The sequence below is a fragment of the Aminobacter ciceronei genome (assembly GCF_014138625.1).
GTDB classification, from domain to species: Bacteria; Pseudomonadota; Alphaproteobacteria; order Rhizobiales; family Rhizobiaceae; genus Aminobacter; species Aminobacter ciceronei.
Window position 1 is genome coordinate 101,453 of record NZ_JACJHY010000015.1, and the last position, 25,346, is coordinate 126,798.

The 25,346-nt window shown below is 59.8% G+C and carries 36 protein-coding genes and 1 pseudogene; 2 read left to right on the forward strand and 35 right to left on the reverse strand.

All coding sequences use genetic code 11. The features are described from left to right. Positions 1 to 44 precede the first annotated feature (44 nt). Positions 45 to 617, reverse strand: coding sequence for a peroxiredoxin-like family protein (locus tag HNQ95_RS16495; protein WP_182574615.1), 573 nt, complete (start codon positions 615 to 617; stop codon positions 45 to 47). Positions 618 to 748: 131 nt separating this feature from the next. Here HNQ95_RS16495 and HNQ95_RS16500 point away from each other — a divergent pair, with 131 nt between their 5' ends. Then, positions 749 to 1,363, forward strand: coding sequence for a TetR/AcrR family transcriptional regulator (locus HNQ95_RS16500; protein WP_210283795.1), 615 nt, complete (start codon positions 749 to 751; stop codon positions 1,361 to 1,363). Here HNQ95_RS16500 and HNQ95_RS16505 read toward each other — a convergent pair. The 14 genes and pseudogenes from HNQ95_RS16505 to HNQ95_RS34195 all read right to left on the reverse strand — a co-directional run. After that, positions 1,350 to 2,003 (reverse strand): DUF3047 domain-containing protein, encoded by a 654-nt coding sequence (locus HNQ95_RS16505; RefSeq protein WP_182574613.1) that lies wholly within the window; start codon positions 2,001 to 2,003, stop codon positions 1,350 to 1,352. The two genes, HNQ95_RS16500 and HNQ95_RS16505, sit on opposite strands and share 14 nt — an antisense overlap. Positions 2,004 to 2,184: 181 nt before the next feature. Beyond that, positions 2,185 to 2,439, reverse strand: a complete 255-nt coding sequence (locus HNQ95_RS16510) for a hypothetical protein (RefSeq protein WP_182574612.1) — start codon at positions 2,437 to 2,439, stop codon at positions 2,185 to 2,187. Then, the gene (locus HNQ95_RS16515) at positions 2,436 to 3,485 is read right to left on the reverse strand and encodes a sterol desaturase family protein (protein WP_246340797.1); all 1,050 of its coding nucleotides are present in this window, start codon (positions 3,483 to 3,485) and stop codon (positions 2,436 to 2,438) included. Before HNQ95_RS16515 ends, HNQ95_RS16510 begins: the two co-directional genes overlap by 4 nt. Positions 3,486 to 3,540: 55 nt before the next feature. Further along, positions 3,541 to 4,263, reverse strand: a complete 723-nt coding sequence (locus HNQ95_RS16520) for a cytochrome c biogenesis CcdA family protein (RefSeq protein WP_182574611.1) — start codon at positions 4,261 to 4,263, stop codon at positions 3,541 to 3,543. Between the two features lie 10 nt (positions 4,264 to 4,273). Next, positions 4,274 to 4,678, reverse strand: coding sequence for a thioredoxin family protein (locus tag HNQ95_RS16525; RefSeq protein WP_182574610.1), 405 nt, complete (start codon positions 4,676 to 4,678; stop codon positions 4,274 to 4,276). 128 nt (positions 4,679 to 4,806) lie between these two features. Continuing rightward, positions 4,807 to 5,478, reverse strand: coding sequence for an NrsF family protein (locus HNQ95_RS16530; RefSeq protein WP_182574609.1), 672 nt, complete (start codon positions 5,476 to 5,478; stop codon positions 4,807 to 4,809). Then, on the reverse strand, positions 5,475 to 6,137 hold the full coding sequence (locus HNQ95_RS16535; protein WP_182574608.1) for an RNA polymerase sigma factor: 663 nt from the start codon (positions 6,135 to 6,137) through the stop codon (positions 5,475 to 5,477). The genes HNQ95_RS16530 and HNQ95_RS16535 overlap by 4 nt, the downstream gene beginning before the upstream one ends. A 70-nt stretch (positions 6,138 to 6,207) precedes the next feature. After that, the gene (locus tag HNQ95_RS16540; protein ID WP_246340795.1) at positions 6,208 to 6,732 is read right to left on the reverse strand and encodes a DoxX family protein; all 525 of its coding nucleotides are present in this window, start codon (positions 6,730 to 6,732) and stop codon (positions 6,208 to 6,210) included. Then, on the reverse strand, positions 6,729 to 7,526 hold the full coding sequence (locus tag HNQ95_RS16545; RefSeq protein WP_312870938.1) for an HvfC/BufC N-terminal domain-containing protein: 798 nt from the start codon (positions 7,524 to 7,526) through the stop codon (positions 6,729 to 6,731). Before HNQ95_RS16545 ends, HNQ95_RS16540 begins: the two co-directional genes overlap by 4 nt. Beyond that, positions 7,519 to 8,430 (reverse strand): MNIO family bufferin maturase, encoded by a 912-nt coding sequence (bufB, locus tag HNQ95_RS16550; RefSeq protein ID WP_246340793.1) that lies wholly within the window; start codon positions 8,428 to 8,430, stop codon positions 7,519 to 7,521. Before bufB ends, HNQ95_RS16545 begins: the two co-directional genes overlap by 8 nt. A 63-nt stretch (positions 8,431 to 8,493) precedes the next feature. Beyond that, positions 8,494 to 8,838 carry a BufA1 family periplasmic bufferin-type metallophore gene (locus tag HNQ95_RS16555; protein ID WP_182574606.1) on the reverse strand — a complete coding sequence of 115 codons (345 nt, stop codon included), beginning with the start codon at positions 8,836 to 8,838 and terminating at the stop codon, positions 8,494 to 8,496. Between the two features lie 279 nt (positions 8,839 to 9,117). Beyond that, a complete protein-coding gene (locus HNQ95_RS16560; RefSeq protein WP_182574605.1) occupies positions 9,118 to 9,324 on the reverse strand; it encodes a DUF680 domain-containing protein in 207 nt (68 codons plus the stop codon). Next, on the reverse strand, positions 9,321 to 9,500 hold the full coding sequence (locus HNQ95_RS16565) for a hypothetical protein (RefSeq protein WP_182574604.1): 180 nt from the start codon (positions 9,498 to 9,500) through the stop codon (positions 9,321 to 9,323). The genes HNQ95_RS16560 and HNQ95_RS16565 overlap by 4 nt, the downstream gene beginning before the upstream one ends. A 130-nt stretch (positions 9,501 to 9,630) precedes the next feature. Next, positions 9,631 to 9,785, reverse strand: a pseudogene (locus HNQ95_RS34195) (IS481 family transposase); the annotation flags it as partial. A 703-nt stretch (positions 9,786 to 10,488) separates the two neighbouring features. Between HNQ95_RS34195 and HNQ95_RS16570 the strand changes: the two are divergent. Further along, complete coding sequence (locus HNQ95_RS16570) at positions 10,489 to 11,781, forward strand: glucoamylase family protein (RefSeq protein ID WP_182574603.1); 1,293 nt, start codon at positions 10,489 to 10,491, stop codon at positions 11,779 to 11,781. 178 nt (positions 11,782 to 11,959) lie between these two features. Here the strand turns inward: HNQ95_RS16570 and HNQ95_RS16575 are convergent, their stop codons facing one another. The 20 genes from HNQ95_RS16575 to HNQ95_RS16665 all read right to left on the reverse strand — a co-directional run bounded on the left by HNQ95_RS16575 (position 11,960) and on the right by HNQ95_RS16665 (position 25,322). Continuing rightward, positions 11,960 to 12,445, reverse strand: a complete 486-nt coding sequence (locus HNQ95_RS16575; RefSeq protein ID WP_182585811.1) for a DsrE family protein — start codon at positions 12,443 to 12,445, stop codon at positions 11,960 to 11,962. A 341-nt stretch (positions 12,446 to 12,786) separates the two neighbouring features. Further along, complete coding sequence (locus tag HNQ95_RS34200) at positions 12,787 to 13,086, reverse strand: hypothetical protein (protein ID WP_182574601.1); 300 nt, start codon at positions 13,084 to 13,086, stop codon at positions 12,787 to 12,789. Further along, positions 13,086 to 13,325: an IS66 family transposase gene (locus HNQ95_RS16585; protein WP_376769260.1), complete on the reverse strand. Its 240-nt coding sequence runs from the start codon at positions 13,323 to 13,325 to the stop codon at positions 13,086 to 13,088. Before HNQ95_RS16585 ends, HNQ95_RS34200 begins: the two co-directional genes overlap by 1 nt. Before the next feature lie 182 nt (positions 13,326 to 13,507). Beyond that, positions 13,508 to 13,717 (reverse strand): DUF680 domain-containing protein, encoded by a 210-nt coding sequence (locus HNQ95_RS16590; RefSeq protein ID WP_182574599.1) that lies wholly within the window; start codon positions 13,715 to 13,717, stop codon positions 13,508 to 13,510. Between the two features lie 86 nt (positions 13,718 to 13,803). Next, a complete protein-coding gene (locus HNQ95_RS16595; RefSeq protein ID WP_182574598.1) occupies positions 13,804 to 13,986 on the reverse strand; it encodes a sigma factor-like helix-turn-helix DNA-binding protein in 183 nt (60 codons plus the stop codon). 27 nt (positions 13,987 to 14,013) lie between these two features. After that, complete coding sequence (locus tag HNQ95_RS33440; RefSeq protein ID WP_210283794.1) at positions 14,014 to 14,319, reverse strand: hypothetical protein; 306 nt, start codon at positions 14,317 to 14,319, stop codon at positions 14,014 to 14,016. Beyond that, positions 14,271 to 15,452, reverse strand: a complete 1,182-nt coding sequence (locus HNQ95_RS16600) for a patatin-like phospholipase family protein (protein ID WP_210289163.1) — start codon at positions 15,450 to 15,452, stop codon at positions 14,271 to 14,273. Before HNQ95_RS16600 ends, HNQ95_RS33440 begins: the two co-directional genes overlap by 49 nt. Before the next feature lie 78 nt (positions 15,453 to 15,530). Then, positions 15,531 to 15,824 (reverse strand): DUF427 domain-containing protein, encoded by a 294-nt coding sequence (locus HNQ95_RS33445; RefSeq protein ID WP_182574597.1) that lies wholly within the window; start codon positions 15,822 to 15,824, stop codon positions 15,531 to 15,533. Positions 15,825 to 15,928: 104 nt separating this feature from the next. Beyond that, complete coding sequence (locus tag HNQ95_RS16610) at positions 15,929 to 16,711, reverse strand: 3-hydroxybutyrate dehydrogenase (RefSeq protein WP_182574596.1); 783 nt, start codon at positions 16,709 to 16,711, stop codon at positions 15,929 to 15,931. Between the two features lie 24 nt (positions 16,712 to 16,735). Further along, a complete protein-coding gene (locus HNQ95_RS16615; RefSeq protein ID WP_182574595.1) occupies positions 16,736 to 17,476 on the reverse strand; it encodes an acetoacetate decarboxylase in 741 nt (246 codons plus the stop codon). 24 nt (positions 17,477 to 17,500) lie between these two features. Further along, complete coding sequence (locus tag HNQ95_RS16620) at positions 17,501 to 18,238, reverse strand: acetoacetate decarboxylase (protein ID WP_182574666.1); 738 nt, start codon at positions 18,236 to 18,238, stop codon at positions 17,501 to 17,503. A 14-nt stretch (positions 18,239 to 18,252) separates the two neighbouring features. Further along, positions 18,253 to 19,494, reverse strand: coding sequence for a DUF3734 domain-containing protein (locus tag HNQ95_RS16625; RefSeq protein WP_210283791.1), 1,242 nt, complete (start codon positions 19,492 to 19,494; stop codon positions 18,253 to 18,255). A gap of 409 nt (positions 19,495 to 19,903) precedes the next feature. Continuing rightward, complete coding sequence (locus tag HNQ95_RS16630) at positions 19,904 to 20,887, reverse strand: YeeE/YedE thiosulfate transporter family protein (RefSeq protein WP_210289164.1); 984 nt, start codon at positions 20,885 to 20,887, stop codon at positions 19,904 to 19,906. A 33-nt stretch (positions 20,888 to 20,920) separates the two neighbouring features. Continuing rightward, complete coding sequence (locus HNQ95_RS16635) at positions 20,921 to 21,385, reverse strand: DUF6789 family protein (protein WP_182574593.1); 465 nt, start codon at positions 21,383 to 21,385, stop codon at positions 20,921 to 20,923. Positions 21,386 to 21,409: 24 nt separating this feature from the next. Further along, positions 21,410 to 21,661: a zf-HC2 domain-containing protein gene (locus tag HNQ95_RS16640; RefSeq protein ID WP_182574592.1), complete on the reverse strand. Its 252-nt coding sequence runs from the start codon at positions 21,659 to 21,661 to the stop codon at positions 21,410 to 21,412. A 104-nt stretch (positions 21,662 to 21,765) separates the two neighbouring features. Next, on the reverse strand, positions 21,766 to 22,365 hold the full coding sequence (locus tag HNQ95_RS16645; RefSeq protein WP_182574591.1) for an RNA polymerase sigma factor: 600 nt from the start codon (positions 22,363 to 22,365) through the stop codon (positions 21,766 to 21,768). A gap of 272 nt (positions 22,366 to 22,637) precedes the next feature. Next, positions 22,638 to 22,979 carry a BufA1 family periplasmic bufferin-type metallophore gene (locus HNQ95_RS16650; RefSeq protein ID WP_182574664.1) on the reverse strand — a complete coding sequence of 114 codons (342 nt, stop codon included), beginning with the start codon at positions 22,977 to 22,979 and terminating at the stop codon, positions 22,638 to 22,640. 154 nt (positions 22,980 to 23,133) lie between these two features. Further along, on the reverse strand, positions 23,134 to 23,877 hold the full coding sequence (locus tag HNQ95_RS16655) for an NrsF family protein (RefSeq protein ID WP_182574590.1): 744 nt from the start codon (positions 23,875 to 23,877) through the stop codon (positions 23,134 to 23,136). Beyond that, positions 23,874 to 24,434: a sigma-70 family RNA polymerase sigma factor gene (locus HNQ95_RS16660; RefSeq protein ID WP_182574589.1), complete on the reverse strand. Its 561-nt coding sequence runs from the start codon at positions 24,432 to 24,434 to the stop codon at positions 23,874 to 23,876. Before HNQ95_RS16660 ends, HNQ95_RS16655 begins: the two co-directional genes overlap by 4 nt. 90 nt (positions 24,435 to 24,524) lie before the next feature. Next, positions 24,525 to 25,322, reverse strand: a complete 798-nt coding sequence (locus tag HNQ95_RS16665) for a YiiX/YebB-like N1pC/P60 family cysteine hydrolase (RefSeq protein ID WP_182574588.1) — start codon at positions 25,320 to 25,322, stop codon at positions 24,525 to 24,527. Positions 25,323 to 25,346 lie beyond the last annotated feature (24 nt).

Sequence of the window (25,346 nt, forward strand, 5' to 3'; positions counted from 1 at the left end):
GTCGGCGGCCACGCTCGGCGCCGAAGCGATTAGGGTCTTGCTCCTTACTTCGCTTCAGCGGGCTCAAAAGTTACGTCGACCTCGCCTCGCGCCGGGTAATTGTTCTTCACCACGAAATCGATCGCCCCCAGAATGTCCGCGAAATGGGGACGTGCGAACGGCATTGTCTGGACACTGCCGAAATAGAGTGTCCCGTCGGGCCGCACCAAATAGATCGCCGGCTCGGAAAAGAGATCAGGCTCCTCTATCCCGATGGACGTCTTCCCATGGCCACGAGATACATAAAGTCCCCATGCGCGGGCGACCGGCAGGGGCAAGCCAAATCCGATACGGAGCTGCGGCAGTTGCCAATCGAGGCTCGTCTGGAGTGCGCGCTCTTCGTCGTCTGAAGAAATCGCCACGACCGAGACGCCGCGGCGTTCGAACTCACCAAGCTTGGCCTCGAGATCTCTCAGTTGCGTCCTGCAAATCGGACAGTGCAGCCCGCGATAGAATACGATCAGCGAGAAAGTCGCCGGAGTCTCCTTCCGGATGTCATAGGTGTTTCCTCCGACAACCGGCACCCTCAGTTGGGGGACGGTCTGGCGTGGAAGAAGGTGAGGAAAAGATACGGTCATGCACGCATTCCTTGTGATCCATGCCCCTGGGGCGGGATTGTTATTTTAGATCGATCGATATAAAACTGACACAGCTTGACCGGCCTTGCAAGGGCCCTCGCGACGTGGAAGTGGTTCAGGAGAGGATCCAAATGGGACGACCACGAAGTTTTGAGCAGCCAGCAGTGGTGGCCGCGGCAATGGATCAGTTCTGGAGCCGCGGGTACGAGGCGACCTCCGTGCGCGATCTTGCGAGCGCGATGTCGATGACCGGCGCCAGCCTCTACAATGCCTTCGGCGACAAGCGTTCCCTGTTCAGGCATTGTCTGGACGCCTATCTCGACACCTATGCGCGGCGGAGAATCGCTGAACTCGACGCCAGTGAGGATCCCATCAGCGGGATCCGAAACTTTTTCGACGATCTTGTAGCAGCGTCACTGAAGGACCGCCGTGGATGCCTCCTCGTCAACTCGGCCATGGAGGTCGCACCATGGGATCCTGAATTTGCCGAGTTGATCGAGGCGAGCCTGCGCGAGATCGAGGACGGCTTCTATCGCGCGCTGGAACGTCTTCCCGCTGAACCTAATCGGCAGCCGTATCAAGATATTCGCACCACGGCTCGCCTGATATTGTCAGCTGTTATCTCCCTTCGCGTTCTGGCGCGGGCTGGCGGAGACAGGGACAGGCTTTGCAGCATCGCAAGATCGGCGGTCGCCTTGGCGGAAGACGGTCACCGAGCTGGCTCGAACACAGTCATTCCGGACTGAACCAGATGTCGCCATAATATGCCGTGGCGCGTCCCTTGTGATCGTCGGCGTCCGTCATGATCGCAACGGCATCGATTTCCGTGATGTCCTGACCGAAGGACCTTTTGAGATCGTCCCGGAGATTGCGCTTGTGATTGACCCAGGCGCCTAGCCCCTGTTGGCCGCTGTCGGTCGCCACCAGGTGCACCTGACCCGAGTAGGGACTTGGCCATTCGCTGCCCAGGCTGTGTTGACTTGCCCAGACATAGTTTAGGGCGAGCGACCTCGCGCCGAGCATGCCGCGTTCGACCACCACATAGATCCGCGCTGGAAAGTCGTCGCCGGACTTCATGTTCTCATCAATGCCGGGAAAGATGTTTTCCACTTTCCATGACCAGTTGAGATAAGGCGTCTTGGTGAGATCGATCTTTATCTCGCGGTAACGCCCTGACGCCGTCCCGGCAGCTCTGGCGGCCAGAACCTGGGCACCGGTATCGGGATCCTTGACCAATTCGTATTTAGTATCGCCCTTGAACGAACGGCTGCGCCAGCCTGACAGTGAACTTTGCGAGAAAGAGCCAACAAGAATGTCGCCGTCGGCTGGCTGGGCCCATACATTTGTCAGCAAAATCGACGCAGCGCTGAGGACGCTCAAAACCATGGCTCGGAACACGTATGCACCTCTTGACGATCGGTTGAATAACGACGGATTCACAATCCAGTGGGCTCAGCTCCTAGTTCGACGAAGCAGTCAAAGGGACTTTTTCAGGGCGATGCCGTGGCACTGCTTGAATCCTGAGGATCTTATCGCCGCCATGTTTATCGCTTGGCTTTGCTCCTCACTACGGCGCTAACCCGTAGGGATTGGAATTGCGGTGATAGCCGCCCGATAGCACGCGATTGAGCCAGCTGTTGAAAAGTTCGCTCCCGAGCAAGCAGAAGTTACGGCGCGCTCGAAATATTCGAGGACTAATCACTTCCGCGTTCGATCCGAGCGCGGCCAGGTCCAGCCGGCCGCGGTTCAGCGCTGCCCAGACGATGACCGCCGCCAAACCGGCGAGAAGCAGGAGGCGCGGGAGAATATGTCGGGTGCTCACGGCTCCTTCTCCGCCTTTTGGCGGTTGATCGGATAACCGCTCGCCGGGCCGCGTAGCGGTTGGATCAGCATCCGGTCGAGCCAGAGATCGCGGCGAGTGCGAAATTGCTCGATGCCGATGATCATGGCCTCGTGGCCTTCGCGCGGCTGCGGCAGGTAGGTGCCGAGCAGCCTGTCCCACCAGGGCAGATTGAACCCGAAATTGCTATTCGTTTCGCTTGGATGGATCGAATGATGAACCCGGTGCATGTCCGGGGTCACAACGAAGAGTCGCAGGATGCGGTCGATCCCGGGAGAGATACGGATATTGGAGTGGTTGAACATGGAGGTGCCGTTCAGAACCACCTCAAAGATGAGCACGGCGACCGCCGGCGGCCCAAGAGCTGCGACCACCACAAGCTTGATTGCCATCGACAGCAGGATTTCGATGGGGTGAAACCGCAGTCCCGTTGACACGTCGAATTCCAGATCGGCGTGATGCATGCGGTGCAGCCGCCAGAGGGCCGGCACCGCGTGGAATATCACGTGCTGGAGGTAGATGGCCAGATCGAGCGCCAGCACCGAACCGATGAAGGCGACCCATGCGGGCGTTTCAAATGCATTGAGCAGCCCCCAGCCTCGTTCCTGCGCCATGACGGCGAGCCCCACGGCCACAATGGGGAACATGAGGCGCACCAGGAGCGTATCGATGACGACGACGCCGAGGTTGTTGCTCCAGCGGATCATGCGCGGAATTTCCCGCCGCCGGCGCGGTGCCGCCACTTCCCAGAGCGCCATCGCCAGAAGGATGCCTAGGAAGAAGGCCATGCGGATCAGCGGTTCGTTCGCAAGCAAGGAGTCGGTCATTTGGGTGTCAGAAACCTTGTTAAGCCCGTCTGCATTGCGCTTGTAACTAATGCCATGGCCCAAGCTGCGGGCGATTTCGAGAAGGGTGAGGCAGACGGGGTTGTCGCGACCCTCATTATCATTTCGATCGATAGCGGAAATGTGGTGGTATGCTCTTGCTGGGAAGCGCAGGACGAGTGAAACCTTCGTCCTGTCGTACATCTGATCGGGCCAATGGCCTTACAACGCGACAGCTCAAGACCACGACTTCTGTTGATCAAAAATGCGTTGTGAGCTGTGTGAGCCACGCGGGAGAGACATCGACCAGGAACGTTTCCAGTCTTTTGTCGAGGCCGGTTAGGAGCAGAAATCCGATAGCAATGAGCAGTCCGCCCAGCATCGCCTTCCCACCCTGACCTGCTCGCAGGAGCCTGTCCCGCCATCGCAACATCGTCTCCCTGGACGCAAGGCCCAGAAGGAGCAAAGGCAGGGCTGCACCTATGCCAAAGGCGGTCATAACCGTAGCCACCTGCCCAAGATCTTTTCCCTGCGCCGCGAGAACCGAGGCGGCGCCAAGCGTCGGTCCAACGCAGGGACTCCAGACGGCGCCTAGCAAAAGGCCAAGGGCGAATTGGCCTTTCAGACCTGTTGCTGCAAAACCTCCAAACCGGCGATCGGCCCAGCCGCTGACAGGCCCCCCGGCAACGGCCAGTTGAGCCTGGAGCTTGGGTACCATGAGAACCAGCCCGACCGCGACCAACAGCAGCGCAGCGACACTACGGAAGACGCCGGCGTCTAGCCCTATTGAGAATCCGATTGTTGCAACGAACAGCCCGATGGCGACGAAAGAAATGGCGAGGCCAACAGCCAGCGCCGCCGGCCCCGCCTTGTGCTCGGAGACGGCGGCGCCAAGAACGAGCGGCAAAAGCGGCAGAACGCAAGGCGACAGCGTCGAGAGGATGCCAGCCAAGAGCGCAAACAGGACACTGCCAGTTGCCATGGTGCCGCCCTCACTTGATCGATGTCGAGCGAACCAGAGCCGCAATCGAGTCTGGATCGGTATCGCCGACTGATCGACCTGTCTCCGTCTTGCCCTGAAACGCGATCAGGGTGCTCTGGCTCTGGGCGCGGAATTCTCGCACCACAGATTTCTGACTATCGAAATCGACCGCGAAAATCACCAGATCCTTGTTCACCGGCTGCTCGGCTAGCGAATCGATGATCGGCTTCTGGGCCTTGCAGGTTGGGCACCACGTCGCCGAAATATCGACTAGGATGCGCTGGCCGCGCTGCTGCGCTTCCTCGAAGCTTGCCGTGTCGAAGGTCTTTCGTTCCGCCGCGCTCGCGACAGGGATCGCCAGCCACGAAGCCAATGACGCAGCGAGCGCGAAAGTGAGAAGCAGACGTCTTTGCATGGTTATCTCCTAGAGTGAGTTTTGGGATGCGTTGCCTCAGACGACGCAGTGCCTCTCGTCTGAGGTGAAGGGGCGATCTCGTCCGGAAGCTTTCGTCGATAGGGTGCGCTCCTGGCGTCTCCCGGGCGTCAATCTCGGGGGGACAATGTGCGCGGCGCGACCCACCGGAACATCCTCCGACCGAACAGTCCTCCCAGCCCGACGAGCAAGACCGCCGTGCCGACATTCCACATCAGGATCATCACTGTGGCGTCAATGGCGTGGAACAGCGACAACGCCGTCGCGGTGATCGCCGCCACAGCCAGACTGCCCATCAAGGTCACCGCCGTTGGCCGGAGCGGCGCCGCATAGCGCAGCATCACCAGCATCGAGAGCGATAATGGGAGACTGGTCAGCACCAGTGTCGCGAAGCAGCGGGCTGCTTCTCCCAGGCTGACGCCCTCGGGCCCCACACTGATCCATTGGACAAGGCATTGATAGCCAATATTCGATAGCCAAATGCCTAGCGCGGGCACAGGAAGAAGAAGCCAAAGGCGCGACCGGTCCGGCAGACTGACCAGAAAGGCCGCGATCGCCGCCAATATGCCGGTCAGCAGCGAAGCCGCCATGCTGACGGCGAAAGCGGGCTGCTGAAGCTTTTGCGCGAGGTCCGGTCGGAGCCCCTGGCTGATGGCAAGCAGCGTCAGCACGACAGCAGCCAGCAGCAGCCAGTAGGTCGCGCGCCTCATGGGCGGCCGCAAGCGCCGTACCGGGGTCAGGTTTGACGCAAGCGATGCGATGAGATCTGGTGTCTTGATCAACTCTGGCTCCGATCGGTCAGCATCTTCCGAAGGTTTTGCAGGGCGCGGTGGGTTGCGGTCTTTAGGGATGCGACGGAGCTTCCGCTTACCGCCGCAGCCTCCTTCAGCGACATCTCGTTGAGCTTTAGCATCCGGATGGCTTGCCTTTGCAAGGGAGGAAGATTGTCGATCGCACCGTGCAGGCCATGCCGATCCGGTCTCTCGTCCAGATTCGACTGAGGTTCCGCAAAAGTTTCGTGCTCAGGCGTGAGCGGGGTCTCGCGAGCTCTGACGCGGCCCTGGCGACGCAGCCGATCGACAAAGCGGCGATGCGCAATGGCGACCAGCCACGGTCCAAACGGCCGGGTCGGATCATAGGTGTGGCGGATGGAATGCAGGGTCAGCAGAGCGTCTTGAACAGCATCTTCCATATCCTGCCGGTTCCGAAGCAGCCGCGACGCAAGAGAACGAAGATACGGCGTCACTTCCTCCAAGAGCCGAAGATAAGCCGCCGAGTCGCCGTCCTGGGAGCGCGCCATGAGGATCGTCCAATCGATGTCCGAGATCGCCGGTCCCTTGCGCCCAATACTTTGTCCATCATCACGGTGGGCTAGTCCGCGGTGCTGAGTTCCCGCCACGAGCCTCAGCGGTGGCACGTGGCTATGCGGCTCCTGGGTCATCAGAAATGCTCGCGGATGAGAAAGGGAGCTTGATAAAGATCTGCATGTCTTACGGCAGAGCGAGCGAACATCACGCAGATCCTCCCGGCGCTCGCGGCCGGAAGATCATGGCGATCAGATGATCGATCGACAGCGGACCTGGACCGATCGCAATAAGTGCAATCGCCATCGCGGCCCAGGGCAGATGGAAATTCGCCCATCCGTCCGGCACGACGAGTTGAATGACGCCTGTCATGGCGAGGAGGCCGAGAGCGCTGAACCGGGTCGCGAGGCCGATGACCAACAGGATCGGCAAGACGATCTCGGCGGCACCGTCGAAAAGCGCCAGCGTGTCAGGCGCCGGAATGTCGTAGACATTGCCGAAAATGTGCAGCTTGAACTGTTCCTCGAACAGAAAGGACGCCGCTGGAGACAGCGACAGAAACCCGTCCCATTTGGTCAGACCTGAGCGAAAAAACGGGACGGCCAAAGCGATTCGCAGCGCAAGCGGTGCGATGCCATAAGCTGCCCACGCCAGCCATTCGAGAATGAGGCGAACACCTAGTTGTACGTTCGCCATGCCGATCCAATTTGGCCCGGTACGAGTCTGTGTCATGCTCTCATCCCTTTCATCTGAAGTCCTGGTTCGTTGCCGAGATGACAGTCGATGAACACGCCGGCGGCTATGAGGTCGCGAATGTTCCCCGATAGGTCGAAACGCGGGTCGGCGCCGAGCGCTATCTTCATGGCTCCGGTCAGTGATTGGCCCAGTCGCAGGGCTTCCACGAATTCGTAGCCGCCGGGCGGCATCGCGCGGACTTCAACCTCGGCTGCCGGCCGCACCAAGAGCACGTCCTCACCACCTGCCGCGAAATCCACCGGCCCCGGCACGCCATCGCCGACGTTCATCTGCCAGATCGTGAGGATCGGGAATCGCGACCAGATCAACCGTAGCGAGGGGTGGACGCTGAATGTGAGGTCAGCCGTCCGGTCGCCGGGGATGAAGGTTAGGGCTTCGGGCGTCAGCGGAATTGCTTCAGCAGCGTGATAGGCTTCCAGCCAGGCGCGTTCGAGCCGTGCAACGTCGGGAAGGTAGGGCAAGGAGGCGGCTGGCTCGAATTCTGAGATGAAATTGGCGAAGCCCGCGCCGTAGTCGAGAAGGATCGGCGAGGTTGGCGGCTCGGAAGCCACAAAGACACGCGCCATCGCGTCGAAGAATTCTTCTCCAACGATCCGAGTGACCGCCGGAAAATTGCTTTTGAGCGCTTCCGTCAGGCCGACAACGACATTGTTTCGGTAGACGGAAAACCTTTTCGGGCTCGGCTCACCGTCGGGTCCAACGAGACCCGACGGCGCCGCGAGAGTAGGATCGAGCAGCGCCGCGGCAAACCCGTGCAGCCTATCAGCCAAGCATTGCAAGGATGCGCTCCTCTCGTTCGACGGTGAGCATGATCGCCTCGGCCCGTTCCGCCTCGGCCTTGAGTTCCGGCCACGCCGGCACGTTGGCGTCCCACTCGATCAAGGTCGGCACGGGGCCGATTTGCCTGATCGTGTGCTCGAAGAGGCCCCAGACGATCTTATCGACCGGACGGTCATGGGTGTCGATCAGAAGCGGCCGTCCTTTCTCGTCCGCTTCAGGGGTGTAGCCGGCGAGATGGATCTCCTGGACATGCGCGAGCGGGTACTCATCGATGTAGCGGATCGGATCCCATTGTTGATTGGTAGCCGCGACATGAACATTGTTGACGTCGAGGAGGAGACCGCAGCCTGTCCGCCGCACGATTTCAGCAATGAAGTCGATCTCGGAATAGATGCTCTCGGTAAAGGCGAGATAGGTCGAGGGGTTCTCCAGAAGCATCTGCCGCCCGAGCGTCTCCTGCACTTCATCGATGTGGGAGATGACCCGCGACAGTGTTTCAGCTGTGTATGGGACCGGCAGCAGATCATCGAAATACGCCGTGTCGTGGGTCGACCAGGCAAGATGCTCCGAGAACAGCCCTGGCTGATAACGCTCGATGAGCTCGCTCAATCGTTTCAGGTGATCGCGGTCGAGCGGCCGGTCAGCGCCGATCGAGAGGCCAACGCCGTGCAGGGACAACGGAAACTTGTCGCGGATCCGGCTGAGGTAGCGGTGCGGCGGTCCACCCGCCCCCATATAGTTCTCCGCATGCACCTCGAAGAAGCCGATGTCCGGGTTTGAATCCAGGATCGTTCGGTAGTGGTCAGGCTTGAGTCCCACGCCGGCGCGAGGCGGGATTGCAATCCGGCGCGGGCTCTGCTCATCATTTTGTGGCGCCATGGCGATGCTCCTCATTCCTGCCTTTTTGGACGGATTCCAGGGCGGGCGCGTTGCCCGCCCTGCTTGTCGAGCGTATCGTCAGGCCTTTATCGGCTTCAGGCTGCCATGCCCGTTCGGCGTCTGCATGGTAGCGCAGGAGCCCTTTGCCACGAGTTTCCAGGAGTTTCCCTGATAGTCGACGGTGCTGGTTCCAGCACAGGTCGTTCCAGCTCCGGCGAAGCAGTCGTTATGGCCCTTCAGGGCAACGCCGTAGCACTGCTCGAATTTACCGGTCTTCATGGCCTTCATCGTCTTTGCCTGGTTCTCCTTCATCATCTTTTCCATCTCGGCCTTGCTGGCGGCACCGGCGGGCGCAGCAGCGAGTGAGCCGATGGCAGCGGCAAAGGCGGTGGCGACAACGACAGACAACATGCGGTTGGACATTTGTTTCTCCGATCGGTTGGAAGCGGCCTCGTTGGCCGCCATGCAGCAAGTCACCAAGACCCGCTTCTAGTTACTTCGCTTGTTCACGGCCAAAGGTTACGTGGCGGAGAAGAATCAGTGGCCATAGCTGTGATTTTGCGTGCAATAGGGACCCTGTTTGTGAGGGGTCCCGTTTTCGTCCAAACGGGACCCTTCAGCGCAGGGGCGCGGCACTGTTCCGGTTTCATCGGAGGCATTTGTTTTGAATGTTGGTTGTGGAAGGAGAGCCAGTCGAACGGATCACCGGTTTCCGAAGAGGTTTTGGTCGCTGCCCTGCGTGACCGGCTTCTGGACGGCCGTATCCGACTTCTGGATGGAAGCCGTGTACGAGGTGTCGACAATGGTAGCCGGCTGGTTGGCGTTGTTCGAGCCGTAGTAGTCGCTGCCGGCGAAAGCCGTGCCCGTGGCAACGAGGATTGCGGCGGCGGTAAGAGCGATCTTGGTCATTTTAAATACTCCTGTTTTGTTTGCTTCACGAAAACAGGACTTCGCAGACGCGCCCGCGTTACAGCGCGATTCAAAAAAACGGCGTCTCGTGCCAAAAGCCAGTCCAGCGCCGGCCAAAAGGCAAGCGGGCACTTTTGCAGCACGACCCGCATGTTGCCTTCGCTGATCTCCAGCATCGCGCGGACCTCATCCGCCTCAAACCCTGCCGGCCGCGCAGGATCAGAGCCACCTCTTGTCTAGCAGGCGAGGCTTCGATCGCGGCATTCACATGGTCAGGAAGGCCGCGATGTATTGACGAGCGCGTTAGCTTAGATGCGGGATCAGCGGTTGAAGTGCGTGGAGACAATCATCAGCGTGTGCTTAGGAAAGGCGACGATGGCCGCTTCCTCTTGGCGACGGTCTTCTGATCGATCCCGTAGCCGCTTGGCCAGTATCCTCAGGCTCTCTTGCCTATTCTGTATTACTCGACGGACTGCCTCTGTCGTGTGGCGCTGCCGTGTAGACCTGTCCTATAGAGCCTCGTTCCATGCCCGTGGAAAGCAGACCGCCTTCGCATTCGCCCGCACCTTCACCCCGCGACGGGACACGGCGCTACGCACCATGATCAGCTCCGCGCCTGTGCCCGTCGCTCAAACCTGACAGGGCAGCATTGATCGCCGGAGCAAGCTTCAGGATTGGATAAAATTTTGGGGTAACGTCATGCGCAACCGGATCACCGACGCAGCGCGGCGCGGCGCAAGACGAGCACACGACCTAGCTTTCGAGCAAGCGACCGAAACCTTTTCCAATCCCGGCGCGAATATAGCAATGGATCATCGTCGTGATCCCGAAGCATTCTGGCAGGCCATTGACGGTCTTACTCACCGGCAACAGCGGCCAATAGAGTCGTTGAAGCTACGTAAATGTCATTGAAGGAACCCCCGCAGCCGGCATGGGTTCGGCGCTCCCAAGGTTGCCGTGCACAGCGCGGCGGGGACACTGCGCGCAACGCTCCCCGATCCGCCGTCTGCCGGCTCCTTGGAAGCAGGTCCTGCACTGGTTCGCAGTCTCGCTCCCTGGTGTCGCTATCGTGGTTATTCTGATGTCGCCGCAGGGTGACTTGGGTGAATAGTATCGCTGATCCTTAGCATTCGCATCGGAACGGCGAAAAGGAGGTGTTCGCGCATGAGTCAGAGTGAGGAAGCGTTGGACGAACTCCAACGGGACACGTTCAAATATTTCCTGAAAGAGAGCAATCGCGCCAATGGGATGGTCCCTGATAACACGCGCAGAGGCTCGCATGCGAGCATTGCCGCGATAGGGTTTGCACTAACAGCCTACACGATCGGCGCCGAGCGCGGCTTTATCACACGCGCCGAAGCTATCGAGCGCACACTCACGACACTTCGATTTTTTAGAGACAGTGAGCAGAGCGAAGAGGCGGATGCGACCGGTTACAATGGCTTCTATTACCACTTTCTATACATGGACACCGGCCGTCGCGCTTGGGAGTCGGAGTTGTCGACGATTGATTCGACATTTCTACTGGCTGGCATCTTGGCCTCCGCTGCGTACTTTGATGGAGATGCACCCGACGAGCGCGAAATTCGTTCGCTGGCCGAAGAGCTCTACGCCCGGGCTGATTGGCAGTGGGCGCTTAACGCCGGAGAAACCGTTTCGATGGGTTGGAAACCGGAGTGTGGGTTTCTGCCGTATCGGTGGGAGGGCTATAACGAAGCCTTGATCCTTTACGTGTTGGCACTGGCCTCGCCTACCCATCCAATTCCAGCCGAGAGCTACAAGGCCCAAACGCGGACTTACTGCTGGAAGCATCTCTACGACCTAGAATTTCTCTATGCTGGCCCACTATTCATTCATCAGCTCTCGCACATGTGGATCGACTTTCGCGGCATTCAGGACGAATTCATGCGCGGGAAGGGCATTGATTATTTCGAGAATAGCCGCCGTGCGACTTATGCACAGCAGCAATACGCGATCCGTAATCCATTGGGCCACAAAGGGTACAGCGAGCATTGCTGGGGCATTACCGCTAGTGATGGGCCTGGCCCAACCTGTATAAAGATCGAGGGCGTTGAGCGCTATTTTTTCGACTATACGGCGCGCGGCATCCCGTATGGACCGGACGATGGCACTATCGCGCCCTGGGCCGCGGTTGCATCGCTACCTTTCGCGCCCGAGATCGTCTTACCAGCGCTGCGGCATTTCAATGAAGTATACCCCGAAGTGACCAGCGAGTACGGCTTCAAGTGCAGCTTTAATCCAACCTTCGACTCAGGGCATCAAAGCAAGCCGGGTTGGATCTCAAAAGGCTATTACGGACTCGATCAGGGACCGATCGTGTTGATGATCGAGAACCACCGCACGAGATTTCTTTGGGAGTTGATGAAGAAATGCCCACTCATTGTCGAGGGGCTGTGCAAGGCGGGATTCACCGGTGGTTGGCTACAATTGTCGTAGCTCTTGGCGAAGGCATTGGGACTAACCGCATCATGCGCTGCGATCACCGCGGACGTGTTGAAGCCAAGCGAGTCCCTGCCTTCAAGTTCGCCCTGCGCCCTGAAAATACTACCTATCTCAGTGAAGCATGACTAACGGCCGCGACTTCGGGATGGTGAGCGCTAGGCGAGGGAACGGCTCAGGGGCGAATATAGGACCAGCCAGCTTCCTGCAATTCAACTAGCCGCACAATGCCAAAAGGCACGACCCTTGTCCCTTCGATCAATGGCATGATGTGCCCCTCGCGCTGCTCGATAATCGTCTTGGTATTCCCACAGACCGAGAAGGCGATCTCCGGGAAATTCACGCGCATGTACTCCAGGATGTCGCGCACCGGCGATGCATCGGCTCGAAACATGCTGATACCGTCGCCATACGCGACAATTTCCACGCGCGCAGCTTCACCCAGCTCCCTGTAGTGCCTCACGAGGTTGATCGAATTAGAGACTGCATGCTTCATGGGAACCTGATCATCGGCGTTGACCTGAAAGACGATGCGATGGTGCAGCGGCGGGTTGTCCGACACCTCGAGGACAGCCGTTTGGACATTACTCGCGACAAGCCCGCCGATCCCAAATAGGACAATGAGCAGTGCTGGGATGGCAAGCCACCGTTTCCAATTCATGCGTGAAGCCGATCTCATCCTTCATCCCCTCTTGGCAAAAACTACATCAAGGCCGATTCCGGCCGACGGAAACGATCCGTCGGGATCGAACGATCCGTTGTGAGGGCGCTCGCGTGCACCACAGGTTCGACGGAACATTGCGCGGAGTCCCGGTCCTTGCGCCGGGCGCTCTTGCACTGTCGGACAATACTTCGTTCTCGGAATGCGAAAAGTTATGGGCGACGCGAAATATTCTCCCGTGTCCTCATGCCTAGCGCAGTTTGTTGCCAGCGCTACAATGAACGATCGATGAGATTTCGGCCAGTTCCTGGACGAGGAAGCCGCACGCATGCCTGATCCGCTTAGCCATGTGCCGCCGCTGGCCGTTTATCCAAGGTCCCACGGCCACCGACGATGCTGCGGGCCGCAACCAGCGCGGTCCACGTGCTACACCGGCCACGGCGCGCGACCTTGAATGGTCCATTCTTATGGCCGCGCCATCCATGATCACGACGGTCGGCATTCCGTCCGACCGGAACGGATGCGTGTGAGCCTATAAAGCTCACGTTGCAGCGAACCCAAACACCGGTGCAATGCCATTTCCTGAAGTGCCAGGTCGGAAACTCTCTCGGCAGTTGCCGCCATTGGCAGCCGGCGCGCATCAGATAGAATATTGCGTCGCTCTGTGCTTCGGTGCCGGAAGGAGGGGTGCCGAGATTTCCATTCCTTTATAGTTGGTCCAGGATCGGCTTCGTCTCCGCTCGGCGAACAGTTTGGCGCTGCTGCCGCGGATGCGCGCTTCGATGGCGTAGAACCTGGCGAGCGTCTCGACCACGTCCGCGGCAATGCGCGCGGTCGTCTTGTGGACCTCCACGAACTTGCGCCGGCATGGGCAAAGCAGAAGGCCAGCGCCACCTCATGGCGTGCTAAATGTCAGGCAGGACAGAGGGGTGCGGAGGATCGCCACTCTTTGAAGGCACTGTCTCAGGCCGGAGGATTCTGGCTAGAGGCTCTATCTTGATACGCAAACACAAAGAGCGGCGGCTCTGGCCCGCCGCTCTGTGTGTTCCCGGGTCTGAAAAATCAGCGGCCCCAGATGCCCTGGCCGGACTGGGTCGTCAGCTTGGTGTTGGCAACCTGAGCCGTATCCGACTTCTGGATGGAAGCTGTGAACGAGTTGTCGATGTCGGCTACCTGCTGGTTGGCGTTGTTCGAGCCGTAGCTGTCGCTGCCGGCGAAAGCCGTGCCCGTGGCAACGAGAAAGGCGGCGGCGGTAAGAGCGATCTTGGTCATTTTAAGTACTCCTGTTTGTTTGCTTCACGCCAACAGGACTTCGCAGACCCGCCCGCGTTACAGCGCAATTCAAAATAAACAGCATCTCATGCCAAAAGCCGGTCCAGTGCGAGCCGAAGGGCAAAGCGGGCACGGTGCAGCAGGAACCGCATGTTGCCTTCGCTGATCTCCAGCATCGGGCAGACCTCATCCGCCTCAATCCCTTGCTGGCCGCGCAGGATCAGAACCGCCTCTTCTGCAGGCCGCAAGGCCTCGATTGCGGCATTCACATAGTCAATGATGTTTGTGCCTTCGGCCTAGCGCAGTGACCGCACGAAGCTTTGATATTCCGGCGACTCCTCAAGCATATCTCCGGATAACGCGCTCAATTCATCTACTTGCTTGTCGGGCAGGGACAGTGTGGTAGGAATTTTGTTGAAGTAGGCGCGGCGGGACGGATCCTTGATCTGTTCAAAGGTCAAGGAGGCGAAGTCGACGGTGACCTTGGGTTGACCGGGCTTTCGGCTCGCGTTGATGCCATTCTCCCACTTTTCAAAGCCACTCTTAGCCAGGCCTACGGTCTCGGTATTGAGAATGCCGAGCGCCGCATCGAAAGACGCCATCGTTGTGTCGATAATCCGAGGTTCACGACCATCCTTAGCCCAGGGATACTCTGAATAGACTTGTGCGTTAACAACGATGACCAGAACCTTTGTGACAAGCGCCAGTCTGCGTCGGTCGAATGCGCCGCCATTCGCTCCACATCGCCATATTGGGCAACCGGACTCATCATGGAACCACGCACGCCCAGATTGTCCGTCACACCACCATCGACGAGCCGCAAGACGGGAGTGTCTGCCGGGTTGAGATATCGCTCAAGCGCACGCGCCACCTGATAGCGGCGGCTCAGAAGGTCACGCTGCTCAAGGGCCTGCGGAACCCAAGAATTGTGCCGTTGAGGGCAGTTGTCAGCGTAGTTGCGCAGCGAAATCGGCCCGAACACTACCGGCACTGCAGAGGAGGCCATGACAGCGTTGGCAACGGGATAATTCGACAAACTAGAGCAAAGAAAATCGAACTGCTGTTGGATAAAAGAAAAAGTCGCTCCGTTCGTCAGGTCGCTCGCATTGACGATGATATAAGGCAAATCGCCAAGGCTCATATCGCGGTAGGTGCGGTTTTCAAACACATGATCACCAAGCCAGCGCGCGGCCAGATCACCGCGGTTATAGTCGCCGGAAGTCATTGCGGCGAGGTTGACAGGATTGGCAAGCAGCGCGAGGAGGTCGTGCTGCACATTGCGTTTGAGGAAACGGCTTTCGAAGTCCGTGAAGATTCGATCGCCGAACAATCCGTAGTAGGCGGCCGGATAGCTTCCTCCGGACACCGAACTGATCACATCAACCTCGTCGAGCAGCCGACGCTTACGTCCATGCACCGTGACACTCGTATCACGCAGCTTTTTCAAAACGCCGTAAGCGAATGCGGCAGACCGGGTGCCGCCGCCGGAAAAGGCCAGCACCACGAACATGTCCTGGGCATTGTTGCGCGGCAGACGGTTTGCGAAAACGTAGTCTTCGTTCGGATCTGCTCCGCCTATTTCATTGTTCCAAACGCGCGAGGCGCAGGACTGGATAAGCACCGAAAGGAACAGTGCCGCAGTCACCATTATTGCACGACGTACCCTGAATTTTCCGTTCGGCTTTGCTTCCCCAATCGCATTCAAAGTTCTTCGCCAGAGAAGAAAATCAGTCATCCAACCGATAGCCATCATGATAGCACGGTCCGCTTCGGATTTTTCGGACCAATCGGCACATCGGCCATCGGACGACGCTTATTCCACATGCGACGTCCTCGGATTGAGCATCCGTCGCTCTATCTGCCGACCGCGAAAGTCGCGCATAGTCGCATGACCGCCGCCCGCGACGATGGGCATAGAAGACCGGCGATCCCGGACGTCGATTGGGGGGGCCTCCTGACCGGCGTGCCGGCGATCGCGGCCTTTCTGGTCAGTCTGCCGGAAGAATTCCTTGCACAACACCTCTGGCGGAAAACTGATATTGCCTTCGGCAATCTCTGTTTTCGCCGACTCGGCGATGACCGTTCCGTTCCATATGGCCCTCATCATGCCACTGCCTCCTGAATCGGTATTGTCGGGGTGGTATATCCGTGAACGCCAGCTTCGAACTATTCCTGGCAGCGACCGTTGAACGTCACTCATGCGCGATCGTCCTATTCCATGAACCAGCCATGGCTGACCACCAGCGACTGCCCGGTCAACGCATTGCTCTTCGCTCCTGCAAAATAGAGCACCGCCTCGGCGACATCCTCCACCGTCGTGAATTCGCCGTCGACCGTCTCTTTCAACATGACGGTCTTGACGACGTCCGCCTCGCTGATCCCGAGTTCCTTAGCCTGCTCTGGGATTTGCTTCTCGACCAGTGGCGTGCGCACAAAGCCCGGGCAGACGACGTTGGCGCGGACGTTATGCTTCGCGCCTTCCTTGGCGACCACGCGGGAAAGGCCGAGAAGGCCATGCTTGACGGTCACATAGGCTGCCTTGAGCGGCGATGCTTCCTTCGAATGAACCGAACCGATGTAGACGATCGATCCACTCTTATCCGCGTACATGTGCTTGAGGCAGGCTTTTGTCGTCAGGAATGCGCCGTCAAGATGGACGGCGAGCATCATCTTCCAGTCGGCGAATGGGAACGATTCAACGGGATGGACGATCTGAATGCCGGCGTTGCTGACCAGGATGTCGATCCGACCATAAGCGTCATGAGCACCGTCTATACCGACATTGACAGCATCCTCGTTGCTCACATCCATCGCCACGCCCATGGCGATCCCGCCGCTGGCAACGATTTCGGCCGCGGCGGCCGTGGCGGCGTCTTGCTTCAGATCGGCGATGACGACCTTGGCGCCCTCCCGGGCGAAGGCATGTGCGATCTCCTTGCCGATCCCGCTTGCTGCTCCGGTGACGATAACGACCTTGTCTTGAAAGCGGCTCATGTAGGTTCTCTCCTTTGCGTGGTTTCAGGTGGCGAGATAGTCATGAACGACTTCCCCGAGATTGAGCGTCAGGTCGGCGATCAAATGAACGGCTGAGATCACTTCCAGCACCGGAAGATCGCTGACCGGCGCCAGCGCATGGGGATGAAGAGCCAGGGCCGCCGGCCCGGTCCACGCGCCCTTCAATTCGACGTCACCCAATTTGTAACGAACTAGCTCGCAGATCCGCGACGTTCCATCGACATGCGGAACGATCTTCAGCAGGAAGCCTGGCTCGCCGAGTGCGCGCAGCGCGACATCATGCTCCATCGGCTGATGCTTAAAGCCCATGGAGCCGGTGGCGATGCGCACCGCGCCGTAGTCGAGTGTGCCAAGCAGCGTATCGTGTTCGACGCGCAATGTTGGCGACGCGAGCTTCTTCGGAAACCCCCACAGTTCGCGACCGCCAGCAATGGGCGGGTCGTCATCAAGGAACATGGCATGGGTGTAGCCGCCCGTCTCGCCGTTGAACCGTACCGGAATGACCTGGCCGGATTCGGTATAGTCGCCAAATCCGGTGCTGTCGGGCATGCGGATGAACTCGTATTTGACAATTGGGTCCACAATCTCCAGCGGCTTGGGGACGACCTTCTCGAGCGCGGCGGTGTCCGTGCGATAGGTGATGATCAGATATTCGCGATTGACGAACCGGTAGGGGCCGTGCGGATAGGCCGGGCTGTGGAGCGGCATCGAAAAGGCGCGCTTGCGGACGTCGTCGGCTTTCATAAGCTGAACGTCCTCAAGATGGCCTCAAGCGAGATAGTCACGAACAACCTCCCCCAGGGCGAGGGTGAAGTCGGCGACGATATGAACGCCTGAGACGACATCAAGAACCGTCAGGCCGTTCAGGGGGGCCAGGGCGTGCGGGTGCAACTCAAGCGCCGCAGGCCCGGTCCAGGCGCCCTTCAGCACAATGTCGCGCCGGAAGTAGCGCACCAGTTCGCACACGCGCGGCGAACCATCGACGTGTGGGATAATCTTGAGCAGGAAGCCGGGCTCGTTCAGCATTTCCAGCGCCACATCGTCGGCAATCGGTATATGCTTGTAACCCATCGTTGCGGTAGCAACGCGTTCCGGCCCATAGTCGAGTGTCCCAAGCAGGACGTCATGTGCGACTACCAGTCGCGGCGCGGCAAGCTTCTGCGGGAACCCCCACAGTTCGCGCCCTCCAGAAATAGGCGCATGAACGTCGAGGAACATGTTGTGGGTATAGGCGCCCGTCTGCGCGCCGAAGCGTACCGAGATATGTTGCGCGGCCCCGGAGTAGCGTCCGAACCCGGTGCTGCCCTCCATGCGCATGAATTCGAGGCTCACAAGCGGATCGCCCACCTCAAGGGGTTCCGGCACGGCCAGATCCAGCGCAGTGGGATCGGTGCGATAGGTGACGATCAAATGCTCGCGATCGGTGAAGCGATACGGCCCTCGCGGATAAGACGGGCTGCTGAGTGGCATCGCAAACGCGCGCGCCTTCACTTCCGAGGCTTCCAACATTTTGACTCCGATCACGCCAATTTCGTGGCCCGGGGATCGCCTGACGGAGTTCGCTTGACCGGCTGAACGGCGGGGCGATCGGCGTCCTCGGCCCTGGCGTTGGCCGTCGCCGGGTTCCGGTCGAGCAAAATGGCGTGCATGACATCGAAGACACGCACGCCAACCTCATCGACCTTCGGGGCGAGCCATGGCCCGGCCTGCAAAGTGGTGGCGGCGTCTGAAAGTCCTTGCTGCCAGCGAGCGTTCATCGTGTGCCGGCTGAACTCATAGTCCTTGGCTGCGCCCTGAGGCGCGAAGGGGCGATAGATCAGTTGAACGATATCCATTTCCGTGACGCAGCCGAACGCGTGCAGCCGTTTGGCCTGCTCGGTGTCGAGAATCTCGGCGGGCAACAATTTCTCCAGCTCGTTGATCGCATGACGAACATCATGCTTTTGTTGGAACGCATCGGTATTGACCCGTGTCCGGCTCGAATAGCGGATGTCATTTTGCCGTTCGCTAACCTCTTCAAGATTTGTCGGGAGCTGTCCGAAGCCCTGGAACACGTCGACCTGAAAGGTGAGACGGCTTCGGCGCGGATAATAGTCGAGCACATATTGCAGCGGCGTGTTTGAGACGAGCCCCCCGTCCCAATAGTGCTCGTCATCGATCTCGATCGGAGGAAAGCCGGGCGGTAGCGCGCCGCTTGCCATCACATGCTCCGGGCGAATGCTGATTTCTTCGCTGTCGAAGTAGGTAAAGCTCCCGGAGCGCACATTCACCGCCCCCACGCTGAAGCGAATTTCCTTGCGACTGTTGATGCGGTCGAAGTCCACCAGCCGCTCCAGCGTGTTCTTGAGCGCTCTTGTGTCGTAGTAGCTGGTGGGTTTTTCCATCGAGAACCAATCCAGCGCACTGCGCGGAGCGAAAAACCCGGGCTGGCCGAATATCAGGGCCGACTGCGCGCTAAGCTTTTGTTGCCAGGTCGCCAATGGTCCAGTCAGGCCGGAGGGCCACCAGGCGGTCGGCGCGGTAACCTCCTCCCAGAAGCTGCGGAGACGCTCAACCCGGTTTTCGGGAGCATTGCCAGCGATGATCGCAGCATTGATCGCGCCGATTGAGATGCCGGCCACCCAGTCCGGGAGATATTCGGAAGATGCCAGCGCCTCATATACTCCGGCCTGGTAGCTGCCGAGCGCCCCGCCGCCCTGCAAGACGAGGCCAACGTTCTTATCGTAAGACTCCGGCCGTAGCGGTGGCTTCGTGTTGATCATTTGCAATTCCTCAGAGGAACAATCGACGGCTCATTTGGCCATTTCACAGAAGAACGGCCGTCCCGCGATGCTCGTTTATGGTCGTCGGTATTTGTTCGCCAGAACAAGGCAAAAGGTTACGTTCCGCCGCGAATTTCAAACAATCTCCATCGCCATCTCCCTCAAATCGGACTTTGTCGCCGTACATGCGCCGCCTGCTGAACGTGGCAGGGGACGGCCCTATCCAACCCTGCAGCGCGATAAGGTTGGAACAACGCCTGTCCGCGGGATCAACGCTCTCTAAGTGCTGCACCCTGGGTTCTCACACCAAATGAAGTGCGGCTTCCTATCAAAGGACATAAAGGCGGCCGCGACGACGTCGAGCAGGGATTCGGAGGGACAATGAAGAGACACTTGGCCGTCCGCTTCGTTACAGCGCGGCGAGGCAGATGTCGGCTTCGCAGCGAATGGCGGACATCGGCCGGCCAAAAGCGCGCATGGTTGCCAGCGACAGGGCGGTGCCTGCCACAATTGACGCCCATGCGGGCAAGGCATGCGGTGAAAGCGCGGGAAGGCCGAACAGGATCAGCCCGTCATTGCCCCCGGGGATCAGCGCGGCGCCGGCCCCCATCGCCAGGCCCGACAGGCCATGGCGCAGCGCAGCCCCGGTCCGAACTCGGCGCAAGCGGAACGAGCCGCGCCAGAATGCCGACCCAGCCATGCCCAAAATCGCCGCCGATGAGACAAGCCAAGGACTCGCGTGATTGGCACAGCCCGGCAACGGTGCCGCCTTCACCGCACAGATCAATGTCGAGGTGAACGACCACGCCCCATCGAGCGACAGCAGACCGAAATTCGCCGCCGCCACAAGAGCAACAGACAAGGAGAGCGGCCAATGAGGGGCGCCGATCTGCCCCCAGCCTTCGCGCATCAGTCGCCGCAATATCCGCGCCCCCTCCCAGACCATCCAGGGAATCAGGACCCAGAGCACCCAGGCGGGCAACTGATTTGCCAGATTCGACTGGCGATGCAGATCAGGCAATATCAGATGCACTGCTGCGATCCCGATGACCCACCCGGCCAAGGTGAACAGCATGACGCCATACCCCTCGGCCAGACGTGCCAGTGTGGAAAAGACGCACGCCCCGTTCGCGCCGGCCCCAAGACCAAAGATCAGACCGCCAAGAAGGGCGATCCAGTCCAAGGGCCATTGACGCAATGCAATGCCGCCACCCATCAGCCCGTAAAGGCCAATCAGGCCCGCCACCCACAATGCGGCCTTCAGAAAAGACCAGAGAAACCAGCCGCGGCGCGAAGTCATCACCTCGGCCACGGCCTTGACGGTGCAGAGACCTGCCCGATGCGCCGAGACCCCCAGGATCAGCCCCATGAGCATGGACAAGGGCAAGATCATGAGTGGTGGCCCGTGGTCCCGGCGCAGGCAGGCTCAGTTGGCCAGGTGATCGGAGGTGAACACCATGTCGCCGCCGGTGGGTGCGGCAAGCATGTGGAAGACGGTGCCAAGAACCGCGCCGAAGATGATGTGCAGGACCAGTGTCATCATCGGCGCCATGATCCCGAAGCCCATTCCGAAGAACCCGGCACCAGCCATCGGCATCACCATCACCATCATGCCAAGCCAAGCTGCGATGCCGAACACAATGCCCTTTGTCAGGGCAACACCACCAGGAATCAGCCCGTAAAACAGCGCAAAGCCGCCGCCCCAGGCCAGCGTGCCGATCATGAAGTGACCCAGCCACCCCATCGTGGCAGGCGCACCCATCATCGCACTCAGCATGGCGATGACATCTAGCTCGGGCATGATGCCCATCATACTCTTGGCGACCATCATGACCGACAAAACGACAGTCGCTATGAACCCGGCGACTAGGCCGGCTACGATCTTCTGCATGGTATATATCCTTTCCCGGGGGCCTCAGCCGCCCTGTTGCTTTCCTTCGTCAAGCTGGGAAAGGATTGCGCTGATGCGGCCGTTGTCGGCTTCGTCCAGCGGTTCAGGTGCGGCGATGGTCTCGGTCAGATCGCGGGTCGTCCGTATCTGACCGACGAACCGATCGCACCCCTTACACATCGCAAGATGCAGACGTATCTGGAGAGCCTCCCATGTGCTCAGCTCCCCATCAATCAGGGCGCTGGCACGAGTGGCGACTTCCTTGCAGCTTAGCATCGGGCGGTGTCCTTTCACGTGCTTCACAGACAGGACCCCCAAAGTCCCTCTGCGTTACACTTTTTGAAAAATAATTCATATTGCCCTTCATTCGACCTGCCGGCTCACATCAAACCGTCAAGAGCAGTCCGGATAGCAAGCCTTGCCCTGTGCAGGAGAACCCGCATATTTCCTTCACTGATGCCAAGGATTTCACACACCTCCTCGGCCTCCAGGCCCTGCTGGGCGCGCAGGATGATGACAGACCGCTGAGCTGCCGGAAGTGTCTCGATGGCGGCGGCAACGTGGTCCATCACGCTGCGCCCGGCCAGGATACGCTCAGGCGTCACTTCCTCCCAAAGATCGGGCATGTCTTTCCAACGGCCACGCCCGTCAAAGGCCGCGGCCAAATTGTCATCCTCGCCCTCACCGTCGAAGGAAACGAACCTTCCCTCGCGGGCCGCGCGGCTGCGCGCCTTGTTGATCAGGATCGAGAATATCCAGCCCGCCAGAGAAGAGCGCCCTTCAAAGCTCGCGACGTTCTTGAGAACCGCGATCCAAGTATCCTGAGCGACTTCTTCAGCCGTGGCGCGACTTGCCACGATACCCGTTGCGACACGGATCAGAGCTGCGTTGTGCTTGCGGTAGATTCGCTCGAAAGCAGGCCGATCTCCGGCCACGAGCAATTGTACTAGCTCCGTTTCATCGGCGTCGGCCTTCCCCATCACTCCCCCTGGCGCTCTTATCAGTTGGTAGAATGTCCGTCCTGGAAGTCCAGTAAGGGAATTCTTGCCGACAACGGATCGTGAAGAATTGGAACGATAGACGACCTATCTTCAGACTGCGTCATCGAATGCTACCCGAAGGGGCACATTGTATCGGCCGCTGTCTTCCTCGTGCCGGAATTAGTGCCCAGAGACCGAGGCGAGCGGGGCGCATCTCGCCTCGGTCAAAGACGACGCAAAGCCGACTGCCTGACGGAATTGCTGTGGTCAGGTCAGGCTTTCGGGGTGAGGCTGCCGTGGCCGCCCGGTACCTCCATCGCGGTGCAGGTGCCCTTCGCCACGAGCTTGAAGGAGTTCCCTTGGTAATCGACCGTGCTGGTTCCCGCGCAGGACGTTCCTGCTCCCGCGAAACAGTCATTCTGGCCCTTCAGGGCAACGCCGTAGCATTGCTCGAATTTGCCGGTCTTCATGGCCGTCATCGTCTTTGCCTGGTTCTCCTTCATCATTTTTTCCATCTCGGCTTTGCTGGCAGCGCTGGCAGGCGCAGCAGCGAGCGAGCCGACGGCAGCGGCAAAGGCGGTGGCAACGACGGCAGACAACATGCGGTTGGACATTTGTTCCTCCGATCGGTTGGACGCGGCCTCGATGGCCGCCTGTGAGCAAGTCACCAAGACCTGCTTCCAATTACTTCGCTTCTTCACGGCCAAAGGTTACGCGGCGGCGGAGAGCAGGTGGCCATGGCCCGGAATTCGCCCCTCGGGCGGGTTTTCAGTGGTAGTGGCGACCAACCTGCGTCGGTTGTTGTGCCTGAAGCCCATTCTTCTGCTGTCGGCTCGGAGAATTGTGGGCACATGCCTGAGGGGTGTCGCCCATAATGGAGCGGCCGCCCCAGCCCGCAAGTAAGGAGAGAAGTGCCACGCTCCCGAATTGCCAAACCAGAATCATGAGGCTGGCATCCTGTGAATGAACTAGCCGAAGTCCGACATTGCCGAGAGCTGCGGCGGCAAGCGCGCCCAACATCACGGTCAGCCGTGGCGCTATCGGTACGCCGCGGCGCAACATCACCACCATGGTGAGCGCAGGTACGGCACCTACCATCGCGATTCCCGGAAGGCACGGCCAGCCATTGGTCAGGTTCAAAGCGGCGCTGGCGCGCAGCCAAGCCTCGAGGCTGCCTTGTACGAGGCCTCCCAGCCAGATCGTGAGTGGAGCGAGCGGCAATAGCGCAAGCCTCCGATCGTGACCTGGAATGACCACGGCGAAGGCCGCAACAGCAGCCGCCGTCGCGGTTGCCAGGGCGGCTGCTTGCTCGAAGAGAAACCGCACGTCGGTCAATCGCTCGGAAAGATCCAATCGCGGCGATGCCAGTACAACGACGATGGCGACGGCAGGCGCGGAAATCGCGAGCCAATTCACGGCCCGCTTCCGAGGGGGCGGGAGTAGCCTGATCGGACGGGCGTCCCTTGCCAGGCGTTGGATCAGATCGTTCGTTTCCACATCAAGCCTCGTCACCCCAACACATCCCGCAGCGTCGCCACGGCTCTGTGCACGGCGATCTTGAGAGCGCCGACACTCATGCTGCTGACCGACGCAGCCTCTTTCAGTGACATTTCGTGCAGCTTCAGCAACTCCATTGCCGTCCGTTGTCTGAGAGGAAGGCCATCAATGGCCTGCCGCAATGCCTCGGGGTCACGATAGTCGTCTACAGATATATTCGCTCCGGGATCGGGAAAGGTTTCGGGCACCTCGGCGACAGTCATCTCGCGGGCGGCCCGTCGTGCGTGGCGCCGGCCTGCGTCGGCGGCACGGTTGCGTGCGATGCCCCACAGCCAGGGGAGGAAGGGCCGTTCGGGGTCATAACTCGCCCTAGCGGCATGCATCGACAGAAGGGTGTCTTGCACGACGTCTTCCACGTCCTGGCGCTGGTAGAAAGCAAGTTGCCGGGACACTGCTTTGCGCAACATCGGCGTGATGGTGTGAAGCAACACAACATAGGCGTTTCCGTCGCCGTCCTGAGCGGACCGCATGAGTTCAGCGAGGTATCTGTCGTTTCCGGTTGTCTGATTCATCGACGTCCCGCCTTTGCGTTGCGTCGAGACGGCAAGTGCTTACAAGTTGCGGCCGCCAGCAAACCGCCTCCGAAGCGGTAGCGGCGGGCGCTAAGTGGACAGATTGGTGGCATCTTGAACCTGCGATCGATCGGATTCGGCCCAGGCGAGCGCGTGGTAGTCGAAAACGTGGCTCAAACTTGGCTTGATGACCAGGAAGTACGGCGACACATCGAAATCGCGTGGCACGAACAGGCTGTGGTGGCGGATGTGGTAGATCTCGCGCAAGCAATCCTGGCAATCCGGCATGGAGGCAGCCTCGGCGCTGATGATGGGCAAGATCGGAAACTCGACGGACTGGAACGCCTGCGCAATCAGCGTCGAACAGATCGCTCGCGTCGGATCGCTGCTACCGAGCGCCAGCATGCGGCGGCGCCATGGCATGGGTACGGGAGGCGTCGGCAACAGGTAGCGGGCGAGATCGAATACGTTCTTCAGATCGTAGCGGTCGCCCAGCCTGGCCAATACATACTCGATTACGCGGCGGGCATCTTCGGGGGACAGTCCCACTGGCCGGCAGATGCGCAGGTGATAGCCTTCAAGCTCCTCGAGGGGGAACGCGCGCACGCCGCGCTCGGTGTCGGCCTCAACAAGTACGTGGGCGCGCCCTTCTGCATCGACGCCACCGCGCTCGCCCACATAGAGCGCCGCATGCGACCAAGTCGACTGGGTGAGGTACTTGATCGCGCCGCTGATGCGCCGATCGCCTTCGACCAGCACCACGTCCGCGGGCTGCAGGAGCTCGCGCATTGCGTTGAGATCTGCCGCGGGGTGTGAGTAAGGACCGCCGGCCCGGGCATTCAGATAGCGGGCCAGCAGAGCGCCCACTGCACGCGACAGGCGATTCATTCCGATCCCTCCCGTCAGCCGGAA